Source organism: Acidimicrobiia bacterium (assembly GCA_018057765.1).
Classification (GTDB): Bacteria; Actinomycetota; Acidimicrobiia; order IMCC26256; family JAGPDB01; genus JAGPDB01.
Map to the genome: position 1 here is coordinate 55,263 of JAGPDB010000001.1, position 16,099 is coordinate 71,361.

A 16,099-nucleotide genomic window follows, 5' to 3' on the forward strand; every position below is an offset into this window, starting at 1 on the left:
AGCTACTAATATTTAAACTATTTCAATAGCCATATTTTCTATGACTGTCGCGTATGTGATTTTAATCAAGGCATTTGGGGTGATAGCTATTTTTGAACCACGAATACCACTACCAATAATTACATATTCGTGATCAAGTACTTTACTATCTATTAAAATCGGCCAATCTTTAGGCATTCCAATTATTCCAATACCACCATGTTCCATTTTTGTTTTACTAACCGCAAAATCCATTGAAGCAAATGAAGCAGTCTTAGCATTTATATGTTTACGGATAATTTTATTAATATCAGCACGGGTAGTAGCTAAAATATTACAAGCACAGTGCCATATATTGCCGGCTCGTTTAGCTTCAATAACAATAGTGTTTGCTGAAATATCTAGACCAATATCATAGAAATTACAAAATTCAGCAGTATCAGCAAAACCAGGGTCTATTTCACTCACGAAAACTTGATTTATATATTGAGAATATTCAGGCTTTGATAGATGCTCAAGTACAGGTTCTGCTAATAAATCCTTATGATTAAGATATTTTTCAAATTTTAGTTTTCCAATATTTATAACATCTGTCATAGGCTAAGATTATACAACAATTATGAAAAATATTAATATTCCGAATACCTTAACAGTACTGCGAATAATACTATTGGTGCCAATGTTTATAGTTGGTTTAGATGATCCTTTCAAAGGAGCATTAATAGCTGCTGTCTTAGGAATTACAGATTTTATAGATGGATATATTGCACGTAGATTTAATCAGGTAACAGCTTTAGGGCGTATATTGGATCCGATATCCGATAGGTTATTATTAATTACATCATTCATTTTATTTTTTATGACACGCAGTGTCCCGAACTGGTTTTTAATAGTAATAGGACTAAGAGAATTATTAGTCGGCGTTGGTACACTGCTTATTTTTATAAGGAAAATTCCAAGGCCAGATGTAAATAAAGTGGGAAAAATTTCTGCATTTGCTGCAATGGTTGCAACACCTAGTTGGGTAGTAGTAAATACACACTATGGTATTGTCGAAAAAGTATTTTTAGCGTTGGCGATATTTGCAACTTGTGTGTCGATTCCTACAGGATACATATCACTATATGAATATCTATCAGTATTACGTCCAAAAACAAAGCAATAAAAGCTCTGACTTTACGTTTTGTCCAATATTCTAATAGACTGTTAGCTAATAACTAGTGGGGGATGTGTAATGGCAAATAGCAAAGATATAGATTCGGCTGACCCAGATACAAAATCGCCAAATAATAAAGATTTAGTTGATACTTCTGCAACACAAGTTGTTAGCTCTATTCTTAATTCAGATGGACCGATTGCATCGAATAAAGAAATTGAAGGTGAATCGTATTGCTTTGAAGTATTACGTGGACCAACTAAAGGTGATTTGATATTTTTTCACGATGAGAAAAATACTTTTGGTCGAGGAACAGATTGTACAGTTTTACTTGATGACATTACCGTCTCGCGTCATCATTGTGAAATATTATCTAAAGATGGCGACTTGATATTAAATGATACCGGATCAACAAATGGTACTTATGTCAATTCGAATGCAGTGGAATCATGCAAAATTGAAACAGGAGATGTGATACAAATTGGTAAATTTGTTTTTGCATTAGCAAGAAGGACTCAAAAATGACATTTTCTATTGGTGATGTATTAGAACAATTACATGACGAATTTCCAGATATAACAGTATCAAAAATTCGTTTTTTGGAATCACAAGGTCTAATAGCACCAATGAGAACTTCTTCAGGGTTTCGAATGTTTTCTGAAGTAGATATAACGAAATTAAAATGGATTCTTTCTCACCAACGTGATCGTTTTTTGCCTCTTAAAGTTATAAAAGAATACTTATTAAAACTTAATGATAATGACTTTGACGAGGGAAAATCTCCATCATTTGATTTTGAAACATCAGGCACTTTACCGCTAAATGGCATTTCCAAAAATGTTGTCGATATAACTGAAAGAAATTTATCTGAATTGACGCCAAAACGTGAACAAACACATTTGAGTGCTGTAAAAGATAAAGTTGAAAGCATAGAGCAAGAAAACTTAAGTAACAATATTGGTTCAACTATAAGTACTTTAGTTAAAAGTGTTGCAGATTCAAATTCAACGAATAATAAACAAAAAATTTCGCAAATACAAGAATCACCTTTTTCGCGTGACTCAATTATAACAAGATCAAATGATCAAGATAAGAAAATACATCCAATTCGCATAGCACATGGTATTGATTCACAAAGAGAAAAATTAGATGTAGAAGATCTTGTGGGGGCTACATCAACTTTAACTCATACTAATAAATCAAAATCGAAGAAGAAGCCACTTGATTCAGTTCTATCATTAGAGAAGATGACTATTCTTACAGGTGTAAGCGGGCCAATACTTAAAGAACTTGTTAGGTTCTCAATATTGGATGCGACGGGTGAAGGTAATTCAATGGTTTTCGATAAAAGTCAGATAGATATAGCTGAAGTTGCATCAAAACTAATGGGATTAGGAATAGAACCTAGATTATTAAAAACATATGTATTATTTGCTGGTCGAGAAGTGGGATATTTAGAACACGTAATACAAGATGATCTTAGAAAACGTAATCCAGGGGCTAGCGAAATCGCAAAAGAAAAAGCTATTGAATTTATTAGACAATCAGCAGCATTAAAAGAATTAATGTTACTTCGTGCTTATGAGAATGATACCCTATAATTGTTCTATAGATAATATCCATTACATAAAAGATTTGAGCTATGCCTGAAGAAAATAAGGATATAAACTTACCAAGTATTGAAGTTGATTTTGTTGGTATTCGTATTGAAGTACCAAGCAATATTCCGATGCTCTTGTTTAAAGAAAATGGTACTAATAAATATCTTCCAATATCTATAGGTATGCCTGAAGCTACATCGATTATGACGATATTGCAAAATCAAATATTGCTAAGACCACTCACACATGACCTTTTTAATGATTTCTTGAATATATCAGGTTATGGTATTTCTAAACTGAATATTACAAATATAGACAATGGGACTTTTTATGCAGACATAGTTTTTATAGAGAGAAATATTGATAAGGAAATTGTTATGTCATGTCGACCTAGTGATGGAGTAGCACTTGCGATAAGAAACGATACTCCTGTTAAAATTTTTATAAATAGAGAACTTTTTGAAGAAAATTATATAGAACTCGACGCAGATAATGCAGAAGAAGAAATAGAACAATTCAAATCATTCCTAGATGAAATATCACCAGAAGATTTTGTTTAAAAAATAAATTAAAAACCTAACAACCTGGTAGATCGAATTATTTATTTAATGTTTGTTATTCTTAACATTTTAGTTGTATCCTGTTGATGTGCAAAATCAACAATCATTTTCTTCGAAAGAAACATGTAAATTAGTTTCTATAACTTATCGCCAACTTGATTATTGGGCAAGAGAAAACATATTCGTACCGACAGTTGAAGCAAAAGGATCTGGGTCTTCACGTGAATATTCATTCACAGATTTAGTTGAGCTGAGAGTAATTAAAAAAATGTTAGATTCAGGAATGAAACTAAGTGAAGTTCGTAGGGCAACAGATTATTTACATGAAGAAGGTCTAAGTCTTTCACAAGCTGATCTTGTCATGACCTCAGATTCAGTATTTCTAAATGATCCTTCAAATCCAAAATTATTGATAGATATAATTAAAGGTGGTCAAGGTGTATTTACAATTGTTGCTTTAAGTCAAGCTGCAGACGAAGTTCGTAAAAAGATTAACAACAATACAAGTGGTGCAGATGCGTCGGTTGAATCTAACTTTGCGATAGCATAAATGTTAATGAAAAAAACTGAGAAAAAAAAGGGTAAAACTGTTGTCTATTTCGTATTATCTTTCATACTCATAATTTCATCTTTATTATTGCTTAGATGGCATGTAAATGAACAAAGTTATAGGGCTCGAATCAAACAAAACGGTGTCAAAATTCGTGCGTTAGTAATTTCTCGCAGTCAAGTACAATACCCGACGTCTGAGGGTATAGTTAAAATAACGCCCATAGTTTCGCCATCGCAAGGTACCTTAAAACGTTTTAGTGAAGTTACGGTTTATTACGATAAGTCAAATGTTAGGAATGCTGTATTGGATCAAGATGATGGTGCTTTTAACATTACAATATTTGTAGTTTGTGTAAAACTTTTCGTTGTTGGTGTTCTGCTACTTTATTTTGGTCTCAACCGTACAAGAAAATATTCAAATAAAGTTAAGTCCTAATCTTTTTCATTAGTTTATTTGCGTGATTTAATCGCTCTTCTAGTTGTTCAATACTTGCTTTAGTAATCGATGTGATCCCGACAAGTTTATTTAGATTTGAGTTAATCTGGGCATACTGTTCTCCGGAGTATGTAGCTAAAGTTCTTACTCGTTCTGTATTTAAATCCCTTAAAGCTTTTTTGGTTCTACGTATTTTTCTTAAATCTATATCATTATGCTTAACTTTAATATTTGAGTAGGGTAGAGGTGGTAGTTCAATTTCAATACCTTCAAAAACACTCTGAGTCAAAATAGAATTTAATTTCTTAGACATTGGTGAATCTAAAATGTCATCTTGTGAATGTATTGGTGTAGAACTTAGTACTTGGAACATTGAAAGTTGTTCATCGTCTTTCCAGGTTTGTTCTTTTTTTTCTTCGTCGAATAATATTGAATCTGTGTCATCGTCGTCATTTCTTTTTAGGTTGTGGACTCTTGACTCAGCCATACTTTGAGCGTGAGCGACTATACGAGGATCATTAGGTATAAACATCATTGCTTCTTCGCCATGATTTCTCAAACGCACAAATCTACCAACTGCCTGACGAAAAAATAATTCTGTAGTGGTATTAGTTGCAAAAACTCCAACACGTAATCTTGGTATGTCTACTCCTTCAGAGACCATACGAACGGCCACCAACCACTCACTATTACCATTTGCAAAATCAGCTATTTTATCTGATGCATTTGAATCATCACTCAGAACTGTTGTTGGCTCTACACCTAACTTTCTCAATAATGAGGAAACTGTTTTCGCGTGTTCATGATCAATGCAAATTACTAATGCGCCAGCACTAGGATCAATCTTTCTTAGTTTTTTTAAATATCGATTAGCACGTGATAATGAATTTGATAAAAAGGCACCATCCTTATTAAGTGCAACATTTAATCTTTGCTGAATACGTTTAGTGTCGATCGCTTGAGCAAATGAAAATGAATTAAATTCGCCATCAGTATCGATCCATTCCATATGCCCATCTAGCCTTGTAAAATTTATCGGTCGTACAACACCACCGTCTTTTAGTGCTTGTTCGTATCCATATTCAAAATCCACTTGTAATTCATCATTAACATATTTTACAAATGGGATAGCATTTTCATCTGACCTAAAAGGGGTACCAGAAAGTAATAGGCGAGTGGTTGCCCTGCTAAAAGCTATTCGTAATGAATCTCCCCAGGTCTTATCATCTCCAGCATGATGAATTTCATCTAATATAATCATCGCATTTTCTGAAATTTCTGAAAAAGATTTTGTATTTGCTGCTACACCTTGATAAGTTGTTATTACGCCAAAGCTATCTTGTGATAGTTCTTTTATATTTGTGTCGAATAGGATCCCTAGTTCAGCGCCAGCATCTGCCCATTGTTCTTTAAGATGCGCAGACGGCACTACTATGATTATTTTGTTAACTTTACTAGTACTCAATAATTGTCGCGCACAAACTAAAGCAAATGTTGTTTTTCCGGCACCGGGAGTGGCCACACATAAAAAGTTTGATTCACCACCTTGGGTTATTTTATTGTCAAATTCCTTTATAGCTTTATCTTGCCATAACCTCACGTTGTATTTAGATTTCATTAATAGATTTGTATTTCATCTTGATTAGTTTTAGTTGTTAGAGTTTAGTCTCAATTTTTCAATTCGCCTGTTACCAATTTAATTTGTTAATATTTATCTCCAACAAAAGATCTAATTTGATATGAGAGATGAAGATGAGTAAAAGAACAACGGCAGTCAAAGTACTCCTACTCGCTGGAGCAGTAAGAGGAATATTTTTTGGTGCAGATGCTTATGCTGAACATCAATTAAATAATGATGGTGATCAAGAAGATTTAACAGCTCAGATAATTGAAACTGTACCAGGTGCTAAAAATATTGAAATTGATGGCAAGAAAGGTATCGGAACATTTGAAGCTAATGGGAAACAGTGCCTGGCTGCATTAAAAGAGACACATGGAAACGGATTTACTGACTCTCGTTGGGTATTAGCTCAAATAGGTGATATTACAATAAATGGACCGGTTAGTGGTCCAAACCCGACTTGTCTGTAAATATTCAGATATATTTGTGATCTTAATAATATAAAGGCAACCGTGTATACTCATACTTTTCTAAGTTAACATTAAGATATGGAGTGTCACATTCCTTGCTTTACATAACATATATTATGGGCAAACGGGAAAGAGGTATAGTTTAAATAAGTTTGGCAGTAAATGGTTATTGTTCAGTTTTCGCTTCAGTTATAATACCCTGGACAATTAGCTCACGGGTCTTGCCGGCATGTTGCTCAAAAAAGTTTTTTGCATTTCTATCACCAGGTAATACTTGCGATTCAAATGTTTTTGCATCTTTATAAATATTATGCGATAAAATTGAGTTAAATAAATAATCTCCGATCCCAATTTCTCTAAAACCAGCATCAACAATAAATATTGGAATCTTAATTACATCATCTTTTAAATAAGACCACGACAACCCACAAGCTATACTATCGCTAAATGCAAGAAGATAAAGCTGATTTGTTAATTCAGATGAGCCAGAAAGCTCTTTAATCTCGTTTAGAAGCTCTTTGTAGCCTCTAAGGTGTAATCTATCCATAAAATAGCTTTGAGCTCTCTCAAAGAAATCAGTGGTCTGTTTTGGAGTTGTTTCAACAACTTTAAAATTTAAAATCTTATTTATGCTCAAAATATTAAGATTGCCTTGAATTCAATTGGTAATTGGCTGCATGGATGATAGTTTTTCGATCACGAAAATTCTTTTCAAAATCTACAATGATTTTTAGATCATCATGACTTAACATATCTAATTTACCAATAATTTCAGGTGCACTTAATATCTCATAATGATTGATGATTCCATTAATTCCACTTGCAGCAAATGCATGCTCGACATCTTGCTTAGTAATTTTTGATTCATCAAATGCAACGCGAACTTCATCTTCAGTGATTTTATGAGCAGCATCATTTTGTTCAATGTCCGAAATGTCTATTTGGTCGGCAAGATTACGAATTGAGCTTTCTACAAAATCGATCACTTTCATAGCACCAACTACAACTTGGCCAGCAACTTCTTCCCCGCGTGCTTGAACTTCTTGTGCTACTTTTTCATCTGGAATTAAATTTGTATTAGATGCATCTCTTTTTCCGCGATTCACAAACATTGTGAAAAATGTTGGAGCATTATCTTTGACGAATCCGAATGCACCTAGTGGTGCGTAAATGAATAGATCTTTAGCTTTTTCTATATTCGTTTTTTCCATTTTGACTCCTTAGCCTTTAATACTACTGACCATAGTACAACTATTAAACATAGAAAAGAAAACCAGTCGTGATATTGTGAGAAAAAAGAACGCGAAATAGACGTATTAACGCTACCTTCAATGAGTTTGTTCTTGAACATTTCAGACTGTGCAATCAATTCCCCGTCTTTACCAATTATTGCCGATTTACCAGAAACCGATGCGTGAATTACTGGTATTGAAAACTCTATAGCTCGCAATTTTGATTGCGCTAGATGTTGCTTAGAATTTCCCGAGAGACGATATGATCTATTGTTAGTAGTTATCACCATTAACTTCGTAGATGGTGTTATGGCTCTGTAGAAATCGTCTGTAAAAGTTGATTCAAAGCAGATTAATGATGTTATACCTTTTAGTGTTAAATCTTTTTTTCCAGGTGAAAAACCTTCACCAATATTTTTAAATACAGACCATTTTCCAATAACATTTTTTAAAGGAACATATTCTCCGAATGGGACTAGCCTCTTTTTAGAATATTTTCCTATATATTTCATGTTCGAATTATAAAAGATATTTGTATTGTAATAGTTAGCACCTTGATACGTATTAGAATTTATTATCATTAGAGATTTTGCTTTTTTCGCTATAGGTTTTAAATCTTGCACAAGCCTATTGCTCTTATCAAATGGGTCTACATTAAAAGCAGATTCTGGAAAAACTATTAAATCTGGATTCGTATCTATATTTTTTGCTAAATCAATGTGTGAGTTTCGAAGATAGTCGTTGTCAATCTCATCTTTGGTTAAATATCGATTTATGTCATTTCCTTGAACAATAGTTATTTTATAATTAGGCTTAGTGTCATCTAAGACATTATTTCCTAGAAAAAATGTAATTAGTAGAAAAGAAATTAATACTACATTAATAATATTTTGATTTTTTGTTAATACTTTTAGATTAAAACTAAAGATCTTTCTTTTGCTAAAAACCAACTCACTAAATTTTGCACTTATAAGAACGAATATAAAAGTAAGCAGTGCTCCCCCACCAGCGCGAATGAAATTATGCAAGTAGCTTATATTTATAGGAATTGTTGATATGTTTAACCAAGTAAATGAAAGTGTTGGTATGTGGCCCAGGATAAATTCAAAAGTACAAAATGAAATAGCAAAATAAATTGTAGGTACAGATTTTATTGAAAACTTAGATCCCAAATAAATAAATATAAAAGCAAATATACCTTGTAACATAATAAAAGCAATTGTTGCAAAACTTGAAAAATAACTAAGCCAATTGCAAACTATATTCGCATAGGTCACCCAACATATAACAAAATACAAGACATAATCTTTTCTTTTATAAGTTATATATTGTTGCCAGCAATAAAAAAGGTATCCAATGAATAAAATACCTAAAGGCCAGCTGCGATAAGGCTCTTGTGCAAGAGCCCCGAATATTCCAAAAATTAAAGCAGCGATGATATGTGAAAATTTATTTATCATCGCTTAATCGTTTTAAATTCCTCGACATTATTCGGGGTGATGTTTTTACTTTAATGATCACATCTTCATTTTGATTTGAAACTAAAAATGATAATTGGTATCTTAAACGCAATCGCGGCAAAGCATTTTCTTTTTGTCGGCAAGCATATGGTTTGGCAAAACCAAGAAACATGAAGAACAGTGAAATTCACTTTCGCGACGTGGTACAACTTTAGTAGTTCCACTATCACCTATCAAAGGTGCTTCATCATCCTCTTCATCTTCTAATGCACCTGCAGTGACTCTTTCTGCAAGAAGCGCATCCAGTGGTGCTTCTACATCATCTGGATGTAGTTCTTCTTCTAGATCAAGAACATCTTCGTCTTCAGCCGAATCATCTTCTGGTACTACACCAGTTTTATCTTCGTCATCTTCGTCTTCTTCATCTATAAGTTTGCCGGTGTCTACTTCTAAATCGTCGGACAACAGATCATCATCGTCATCTTCTAATTCATCATCGTCATCAACATCATCTTCAAAATCGTCATCAACATCATCTTCAAAATCACTCATGGATTCTCCTTTTTTACGCGGGTGAGTATAACCCGATTTTCATTAGAAATTCGTAATTTCGGCGTAATCTTCTAATATTTTTTGTAAATTGTCAAGAAAAATAATGCATTTAGTACAAAAAGAAATAAGCAAATGTTTCAATATGCATAAAAAGAAGCCTCATTCGCTTTTGGTGCCAAGCACGAATGCAAGTTGTCTACTCAGCGAAGAGACTTCAATTAACTCCCCCCACGTAATTCAACAATTAATTTTGGTGACTCACGTTTATAGGAATAATACATTTAACAAAAAAAGATGTGCTCTTGTCAACTCGAAGCAATTTGTTTTTTGGTATAAAATACTGCTAGTGAAATAAGATTTTAAGATTATTTACTGTTTGCAAGTTGACGTTTTTTTTCTGCAGCTCTTTCAGAATCCAAACGTTCAAGTTCGTATTCTCCATAATCAACATATTTCATTGATTGCGCTATTGCTTTATGACCTGCAACATCTCGTATTAGAGTATGCATGTCTTGGGCAACTTCACGATAAGCAATATGGCCTTGGGGAGCTGAACGAAGTTCACACATGTGCATTGCTTCACGAGCATTCATTTGCATCACATAACGAATCTTATATTGTAAGGCAACAGCATATGATGCACCTACAGGAAAACGTTCACTCAACGAATCATGTAAATTTTTTGAAGTCTCTAAAATATCTTCAAACTCTTTTTGAACGCCCGCCTCAATAACAGCCTCAGGTATATCATAACCGTGGTGAGGTGTAAGTTGTTGCCATTCAATAGTGAGCATACGATGTCGTTGTAGGTCACGGAAGGCTCCGTAATCACTTAAAACATCAAATCTATAGTCTGTCCTCTCGAATGCCCTGCCTGGCTTGTGGCGTCGATTCTTGCGGTCTCCGACGTAAGCATTTAAAATAGCTAGCTTCTCATCGTGGGTTAATTTTTCAACATCTCTAATTAATTCAGATTCACTTTTATGAGAATGACTATACAAAATTGCAGCAACCACTTTATTTTCACCATCAGGATCAAAGTCTGTTAAAGTCACATTTGCTGGTTCAATTTTTGCTTCTGTCAGATCTGATTCAAATAGTCTTTCAATTTCACCAGAAACATCTTCCTGTGTCTGTGTGAAATAATTAGACCATTCGCCACCACGATCAGGACGGTCTACACGAGCCAAAAATGAAGGAATAACTTTTCGCAATTCGATCAACATCAAATGTGCATATTCACGCATTTCTATTAGCGGATGCGCATTCATTCTTAACAATAGAGCTTCGTATGCTTGACCTGTTCCGTACATACCAACATTGGATAATGTTGCAGCAGGAAGCAAACCCCTTACAGAGTCACATGCTTTTGCTTTGATTGTCATTTTGTAGACGAAATCAGAATCACTAGGTGATTTTGGGTAGCGTTGTTTTGCCCAATCAGAAAGCTTTGGTAGTAAGGCTGAATAACCATCAAAAATAGAATCAATATCACCAATATATCTTGCTCCTAAAGGCGAATCCAATATATCGCTAGGTCGTGCATAACGATAGCGACCACCTAGTCGTGTGTCGTAAGGTATGTAACGAGTAGATTGCTCGAGGTATGCCATCAATCTTCCCCACTCTAAAACTTTTGTGAGGATATTACTTGCTTGTTCGCAAGCTAAATGAACGCCACCAAGCTGGGCTACAGAATCATCACCGTATTCGAAGAATATTTTTTGATATAGATTTTGAGCATGTTCTAAACCTACTGTTGCATCTAAAGTCACATCACCAGATGTATCTAGTTCACCAACAAACTCATCGAGAAATAAACGTCGCAAACTTTTATCACTTCTCGAGTATCTAGCAAATAAGGCTCCGCGTACCACTTCTGGTAAATTGGTCAGTGCAAAGACTGGTCCTTCTAGGTTTGTAAAATATGGAGTTAAAGCTTTTATCTCTTCATCATTGAAAGTTTCATGTGCATACATCATATGTATTATTCTACGTCGAAATGCTTAGTAATACTGTTAATCTAATCGGAAATATCGGACATTTATATTTGTCGGTTGGACTCTTAAGAAGAAATGCGAACAATATCGCGAAAGCACATCTCAATTGTGTCTTCACATAGATTTTTTAGCTTAGTTGTTGGTGCAACATTAGAAATTTGTCTAGATAGATCAAGAACAGATTTAAGCGCACGGACAAAATCGCCACCAGTTAATTCACTTTGTTCTAAAATAGACATTAAGGTTTTACCTTGTGCCCAACGATATGCAGAACGTACCATTGCATAATCTGGTCCTCGAGTCTCATTTAAGCCAGCATCACGCTCATCTTGATTTAGACGTTTTAAAAATTTCTCGGCCATATTAAAAATTCTCGTAGTCTCTTTTGTCAGTGAAGTACTAGTAACTTCATCTTTTGATCTAGCTTCAAATACAAAAGCAGAAAGTACACCAGTAAACTCTGGGACAGTTAATTCATCTAGTAAACCACTAGAAATTAAATAAGCTATTACTAAATCAGCCTCAGCATTAATTCCAGAAAGTACTAGACCACGATCAGTCAGACTCCAATCATCAACAAATTTATAATCTTCGAGTAATACAAGTATGCGTTCAAGTTGGCGAGCTAAGGTTTGACCTCGGGATTTAACCTTCTTCGTTAGTTTTTTTATATCATTTTCTAAAATGGAATAATGATTAAGTAGCTTCGACTCGTCTAATAATTTCTTCGCATTGTGATTTTCATTTGGTTTTTTAGATTTTAAATCAGAATTTTTAAGAAATTTTCTTAACATTATTGAAGTTCCAAGTTTAAAATGTTTAGTTCGCGGTGCATAAGGTGCTGGTAACTCAATGTGGCCAATAACATTTACTTCATCATCAAAATGTTCTGGAGTTAGAAGTTGTACACGTGCATTTAAATCAACAACTCTTAATGTGGCTTCATAACTTGATGCTACTTTTTGGATAACAACACAAGAAGAACCATGTCTATATGTGTCTATTATATCGCCGGCATGTATGCCAGCAAAAATAGATCTCTGTCGCATATCAGAATTTTTCGTTTTAAATTCCTTTTTCTTCGTAATCGATTCTTTATAAACTTTTGCGTCAAACTGTCTATCAGTTATTTCAAAACTGTTTCTAATGTCTTGTTGTTGTCTTTTCTTTAGCGATAAGGTTCTCTCTATAGAAACAATTGCATCATCACTTTGGAACTGAGCTAAAGATAAGTTAAGAATATGTCTAGCATTCGCTGGTGTATAATTTTTTATTAAATTCATTGCCATGTTATATGTTGGACGAAATAGAGATTTCAATGCATATGATCTTGTAGATGCAAGAGTAGCAGCTTGTTCGAAATCAACAAAACGATTCCAACAAACTATAGTATTTCCAAATTTATCAATTCCTCTCCTACCAGCTCTACCAGTAAGTTGAGTAAATTCACCTGGAGTCATAATGTCGTGATGCATACCATTAAATTTCGTTAACTTTTCAACTACAACTGTTTTAGCTGGCATATTTACACCAACAGCTAATGTTTCTGTAGCGAAAACAACCTTTATTAATCCTGCAATAAAGGCTTCTTCCACAGCTTCTCGAAGTGGTGGAATTAAACCAGCATGGTGAGGCGCAATTCCACGTTCCATTGAATAAACAACATCATCACAACCTAGAACATCAAATTCATTATCACTTAATTCTCCTAAATGACGATCACATATCTCTCTTATACTTTGTTTCTCATCGTGTGAAGTTAATGAAATATTTGCACGGGTACATTCTTCAATAGCATTGTCACAACCATTGCGTGAAAAAATGAAAAAAATTGCTGGAAGCCAGTTTTTACCTTCTAAATAATCAATTAAATCAAAACGTGATGGTATTAATATATTATTTTGTATTTTTGAATGTTTATTAGGTTTTAGTATGTGTGTAAGATCAGGATGTACAACAGAATTATTTTCTTTAGAGTTCAAAAGTGGCATTACCTGCATACCTTGACGTTTTATTCGAAATGAATACCAGTAAGTTAAAGGAACTGGACGTATCTCGTGAATAATAACTTTTGTTGCACCTCTAACTGTAGTTAGCCAATCACCCACTTCTTCAGCATTAGAAACAGTTGCACTTAGACAAACTAAATCAATTTCAAAAGGAAGCTGGATAATGATTTCTTCCCATACAGCTCCTCGTGTTCTATCGGATATATAGTGAACTTCATCTAAAACTACATGTGTAACATTTTTTAAAGAAGTTATATCTGCATAAATCATGTTTCGCAAAACTTCAGTTGTCATGATCGTGATTGATGCTCGGGGATTGATAGAACGATCACCAGTTGCAAGTCCAACATTTTCTTTACCGTAAAGCTCAATGAAATCTAAATATTTTTGATTTGATAAGGCTTTGATAGGAGTTGTATAAATAATTTTTGTTTTATTCTGTATTGCTAGATAAGCTGAGAAGTCTGCGATTATTGTCTTACCAGAGCCTGTAGGTGCAGCGACCAAAACGCTCAAACCATCTTCTAAAGCAATACATGACTCAATTTGGAATTCATCTAATGTGAGTCCACGCTCATCACTAAATTTTTCTATTAAGTCTGATTCTTTCATAATTTGTTATGACTATATTACGGCTTTTAGGAAACTGGTGTTGTATCAATAGGAATTGAAGTTATAAGTGGTTCAATGCTTGAATTAGTACTTTGAGAAGGATCTAGACCTGGGTTTAATGCAGGATCAGTATTTGGATCGCTTGGTACAGGCACATTATTGACAGGTGTAGCTGGCGTCCTATATTCAAGTAATGCCCCACCACTTATAGCTTTATCCAAATAAACATAACCAACTGTACCTATAAATAAAGCACATACTAAAGCAAAAATTAATTGATGCAAAATATTACTTCGAGATTTATAAGACATTTTTTTACGATAGAAAATCATAGCTTCACTTAAAAGTGTTGCACTTAAGCTAAATGTTAAAGCAAAAAGTAATCCTTTAAAACCCCAGTGTTTTGACTTATCATCTGTAAAAAAGTAAAAGCCCACCATACCAATTGCAAATACAATATTTGAACTCCAAGCTAAAACTCTAGATATATAACCCAATGGTGGACGTTTAAGAAAAGTAAATGCAGTAAAGCCAATAATTAAGCTGTATGCGAAAACAAAAGTCATACGAGGTTGGCGCATGATTAAGCCGCCAGGTCTTGCATAATAAACAATTAATGCAGCTGAAGCCACAATCAGTATTGATATCAATACTGAAACTGTAATATCTTTCCTAGTTTTAGAGATTGGTAATGATTGAGTTGTCACCTTTTTATTATCCTTCCGAAAATAATTGAAGCCTCGTAAAATATATACATAGGCACAGCCATCAAGAATAGCGAATATGGATCCTGAGATGGTGTTATTACCGCTGCAAATATAACAATTATTAAAATAGCGGCTCTTCTCCAGCTACTTAGCTGTTTCGTTTTGATCACTCTTGCAATTAATAGGAAGCAAAGCAACACTGGAAATTCAAAAGAAAGACCGAATGCTATAAACATTAATACAACAAAAGTCACATAACCTGAAGCATTAATAACTTGATTATAATCAACGCCACCTGAGGTAAGTAAAAAATCTAATGCTTTAGTTAGAGTAAATATTGATACTGCCCCACCAAAAAGAAATAATAGAATTGAAGTTAAAATAAATGGTATAACATACCTTTTCTCTTTTCGTTTTAAACCTGGTGTAATAAATCGCCAAAGTTGATAGAGCCATACCGGACTTGCAAAAATTAATCCACCATATGTTGCTACTTTTATTCTTAGTAAGAATCCATCTAAAACAGCAGTTTGAGATAATTTTGCACCTTTTTGTTTTGAAGCATGTGTATAAAACTCTGCTATCCACTTAATGATATTCGGTGCAAATATATATGCAACACAAGCACCAAGTATCACAGCTATAAAACAAATGAATACTCTTTTTCTCAATTCAGCGAAATGGGACAGAAATGGCATCGTGGAATCATTTGATTCGTTAGCTTTTGTGGTATTACTTTTAAGTTGTAATTTCATTATTATTTAGGCTCATCATCAATTATTGGCATTACTTTTTCTATATGAGTCTTATTGGATTTGTCATCTTTTGTTATCTCTTGATCATTATTAGTAATTTTAGATTGCTCTGGACGAATATTAGATGTTTCAATATGCGAAGAAGAATCCTTACTATCGGAAGATGCCATATTAATTGCTTTATCGATTTCTGATTTTGCTATATTCTGATATTTTTTTAGTTCGGCAACAGTTTGGCCTACTGTTTTCATCATTGAAGGCAATTTATCAGGACCAAATACAAGTAGCGCAATGAAAAATATTACTAATATTTCTGGTCCACCAAGACTCATAACACTCCTATATAAAGAATTTTATATAATACTAGTTCGCAAAAATGCGGAAAATATAACTTATC

General features: G+C 33.8%; 18 protein-coding genes. 7 read left to right on the forward strand and 11 right to left on the reverse strand.

Annotated features, from left to right (window positions below; translation table 11 throughout):
* Positions 1-12 precede the first annotated feature (12 nt).
* Complete coding sequence (locus tag KBF89_00300; GenBank protein MBP9114768.1) at positions 13-576, reverse strand: hypothetical protein; 564 nt, start codon at positions 574-576, stop codon at positions 13-15.
* A 22-nt stretch (positions 577-598) separates the two neighbouring features.
* Between KBF89_00300 and KBF89_00305 the strand changes: the two genes are divergently transcribed.
* The 6 genes from KBF89_00305 to KBF89_00330 all read left to right on the forward strand — a co-directional run bounded on the left by KBF89_00305 (position 599) and on the right by KBF89_00330 (position 4,284).
* A complete protein-coding gene (locus KBF89_00305) occupies positions 599-1,144 on the forward strand; it encodes a CDP-alcohol phosphatidyltransferase family protein (GenBank protein MBP9114769.1) in 546 nt (181 codons plus the stop codon).
* A 69-nt stretch (positions 1,145-1,213) separates the two neighbouring features.
* On the forward strand, positions 1,214-1,660 hold the full coding sequence (locus KBF89_00310) for an FHA domain-containing protein (GenBank protein MBP9114770.1): 447 nt from the start codon (positions 1,214-1,216) through the stop codon (positions 1,658-1,660).
* A complete protein-coding gene (locus tag KBF89_00315; protein MBP9114771.1) occupies positions 1,657-2,736 on the forward strand; it encodes a MerR family transcriptional regulator in 1,080 nt (359 codons plus the stop codon). Before KBF89_00310 ends, KBF89_00315 begins: the two co-directional genes overlap by 4 nt.
* A 41-nt stretch (positions 2,737-2,777) precedes the next feature.
* Positions 2,778-3,296 carry a bifunctional nuclease family protein gene (locus KBF89_00320; GenBank protein ID MBP9114772.1) on the forward strand — a complete coding sequence of 173 codons (519 nt, stop codon included), beginning with the start codon at positions 2,778-2,780 and terminating at the stop codon, positions 3,294-3,296.
* A gap of 88 nt (positions 3,297-3,384) precedes the next feature.
* Complete coding sequence (locus tag KBF89_00325) at positions 3,385-3,846, forward strand: MerR family transcriptional regulator (protein MBP9114773.1); 462 nt, start codon at positions 3,385-3,387, stop codon at positions 3,844-3,846.
* Positions 3,847-3,852: 6 nt separating this feature from the next.
* Positions 3,853-4,284, forward strand: a complete 432-nt coding sequence (locus tag KBF89_00330) for a hypothetical protein (protein ID MBP9114774.1) — start codon at positions 3,853-3,855, stop codon at positions 4,282-4,284.
* Here the strand turns inward: KBF89_00330 and KBF89_00335 are convergent.
* Positions 4,274-5,902 (reverse strand): DEAD/DEAH box helicase, encoded by a 1,629-nt coding sequence (locus KBF89_00335; protein MBP9114775.1) that lies wholly within the window; start codon positions 5,900-5,902, stop codon positions 4,274-4,276. The genes KBF89_00330 and KBF89_00335 overlap by 11 nt on opposite strands.
* 134 nt (positions 5,903-6,036) lie before the next feature.
* Here KBF89_00335 and KBF89_00340 point away from each other — a divergent pair, with 134 nt between their 5' ends.
* Positions 6,037-6,375, forward strand: a complete 339-nt coding sequence (locus KBF89_00340; GenBank protein MBP9114776.1) for a hypothetical protein — start codon at positions 6,037-6,039, stop codon at positions 6,373-6,375.
* Between the two features lie 166 nt (positions 6,376-6,541).
* Here the strand turns inward: KBF89_00340 and KBF89_00345 are convergent, their stop codons facing one another.
* The 9 genes from KBF89_00345 to KBF89_00385 all read right to left on the reverse strand — a co-directional run bounded on the left by KBF89_00345 (position 6,542) and on the right by KBF89_00385 (position 16,034).
* Positions 6,542-6,922, reverse strand: coding sequence for a hypothetical protein (locus tag KBF89_00345; protein MBP9114777.1), 381 nt, complete (start codon positions 6,920-6,922; stop codon positions 6,542-6,544).
* A 94-nt stretch (positions 6,923-7,016) separates the two neighbouring features.
* Complete coding sequence (locus KBF89_00350) at positions 7,017-7,586, reverse strand: hypothetical protein (GenBank protein ID MBP9114778.1); 570 nt, start codon at positions 7,584-7,586, stop codon at positions 7,017-7,019.
* Positions 7,568-9,067, reverse strand: coding sequence for an apolipoprotein N-acyltransferase (gene lnt, locus KBF89_00355; GenBank protein MBP9114779.1), 1,500 nt, complete (start codon positions 9,065-9,067; stop codon positions 7,568-7,570). The genes KBF89_00350 and lnt overlap by 19 nt, the downstream gene beginning before the upstream one ends.
* Positions 9,068-9,169: 102 nt before the next feature.
* Complete coding sequence (locus KBF89_00360; GenBank protein MBP9114780.1) at positions 9,170-9,619, reverse strand: DUF4193 family protein; 450 nt, start codon at positions 9,617-9,619, stop codon at positions 9,170-9,172.
* A gap of 365 nt (positions 9,620-9,984) precedes the next feature.
* Positions 9,985-11,598: an FAD-dependent thymidylate synthase gene (locus tag KBF89_00365; GenBank protein MBP9114781.1), complete on the reverse strand. Its 1,614-nt coding sequence runs from the start codon at positions 11,596-11,598 to the stop codon at positions 9,985-9,987.
* A gap of 86 nt (positions 11,599-11,684) precedes the next feature.
* A complete protein-coding gene (locus KBF89_00370) occupies positions 11,685-14,240 on the reverse strand; it encodes a DEAD/DEAH box helicase (GenBank protein ID MBP9114782.1) in 2,556 nt (851 codons plus the stop codon).
* A 26-nt stretch (positions 14,241-14,266) separates the two neighbouring features.
* Positions 14,267-14,947: a hypothetical protein gene (locus KBF89_00375; protein MBP9114783.1), complete on the reverse strand. Its 681-nt coding sequence runs from the start codon at positions 14,945-14,947 to the stop codon at positions 14,267-14,269.
* Positions 14,944-15,702: a twin-arginine translocase subunit TatC gene (tatC, locus tag KBF89_00380; GenBank protein ID MBP9114784.1), complete on the reverse strand. Its 759-nt coding sequence runs from the start codon at positions 15,700-15,702 to the stop codon at positions 14,944-14,946. The genes KBF89_00375 and tatC overlap by 4 nt, the downstream gene beginning before the upstream one ends.
* A gap of 2 nt (positions 15,703-15,704) precedes the next feature.
* Positions 15,705-16,034, reverse strand: a complete 330-nt coding sequence (locus KBF89_00385) for a twin-arginine translocase TatA/TatE family subunit (protein MBP9114785.1) — start codon at positions 16,032-16,034, stop codon at positions 15,705-15,707.
* Positions 16,035-16,099: the final 65 nt, after the last annotated feature.

What these genes read in the sequence shown, in the direction of transcription:
- KBF89_00300 (MBP9114768.1), bottom strand. Translation starts at nt 576, where the DNA reads ATGACAGATGTTATAAATATTGGAAAACTAAAATTTGAAAAATATCTT.
- KBF89_00305 (MBP9114769.1), top strand. Translation starts at nt 599, where the DNA reads ATGAAAAATATTAATATTCCGAATACCTTAACAGTACTGCGAATAATA.
- KBF89_00310 (MBP9114770.1), top strand. Translation starts at nt 1,214, where the DNA reads ATGGCAAATAGCAAAGATATAGATTCGGCTGACCCAGATACAAAATCG.
- KBF89_00315 (MBP9114771.1), top strand. Translation starts at nt 1,657, where the DNA reads ATGACATTTTCTATTGGTGATGTATTAGAACAATTACATGACGAATTT.
- KBF89_00320 (MBP9114772.1), top strand. Translation starts at nt 2,778, where the DNA reads ATGCCTGAAGAAAATAAGGATATAAACTTACCAAGTATTGAAGTTGAT.
- KBF89_00330 (MBP9114774.1), top strand. Translation starts at nt 3,853, where the DNA reads ATGAAAAAAACTGAGAAAAAAAAGGGTAAAACTGTTGTCTATTTCGTA.
- KBF89_00335 (MBP9114775.1), bottom strand. Translation starts at nt 5,902, where the DNA reads ATGAAATCTAAATACAACGTGAGGTTATGGCAAGATAAAGCTATAAAG.
- KBF89_00340 (MBP9114776.1), top strand. Translation starts at nt 6,037, where the DNA reads ATGAGTAAAAGAACAACGGCAGTCAAAGTACTCCTACTCGCTGGAGCA.
- KBF89_00345 (MBP9114777.1), bottom strand. Translation starts at nt 6,922, where the DNA reads ATGGATAGATTACACCTTAGAGGCTACAAAGAGCTTCTAAACGAGATT.
- KBF89_00350 (MBP9114778.1), bottom strand. Translation starts at nt 7,586, where the DNA reads ATGGAAAAAACGAATATAGAAAAAGCTAAAGATCTATTCATTTACGCA.
- lnt (MBP9114779.1), bottom strand. Translation starts at nt 9,067, where the DNA reads ATGATAAATAAATTTTCACATATCATCGCTGCTTTAATTTTTGGAATA.
- KBF89_00360 (MBP9114780.1), bottom strand. Translation starts at nt 9,619, where the DNA reads ATGAGTGATTTTGAAGATGATGTTGATGACGATTTTGAAGATGATGTT.
- KBF89_00365 (MBP9114781.1), bottom strand. Translation starts at nt 11,598, where the DNA reads ATGTATGCACATGAAACTTTCAATGATGAAGAGATAAAAGCTTTAACT.
- KBF89_00370 (MBP9114782.1), bottom strand. Translation starts at nt 14,240, where the DNA reads ATGAAAGAATCAGACTTAATAGAAAAATTTAGTGATGAGCGTGGACTC.
- tatC (MBP9114784.1), bottom strand. Translation starts at nt 15,702, where the DNA reads ATGAAATTACAACTTAAAAGTAATACCACAAAAGCTAACGAATCAAAT.
- KBF89_00385 (MBP9114785.1), bottom strand. Translation starts at nt 16,034, where the DNA reads ATGAGTCTTGGTGGACCAGAAATATTAGTAATATTTTTCATTGCGCTA.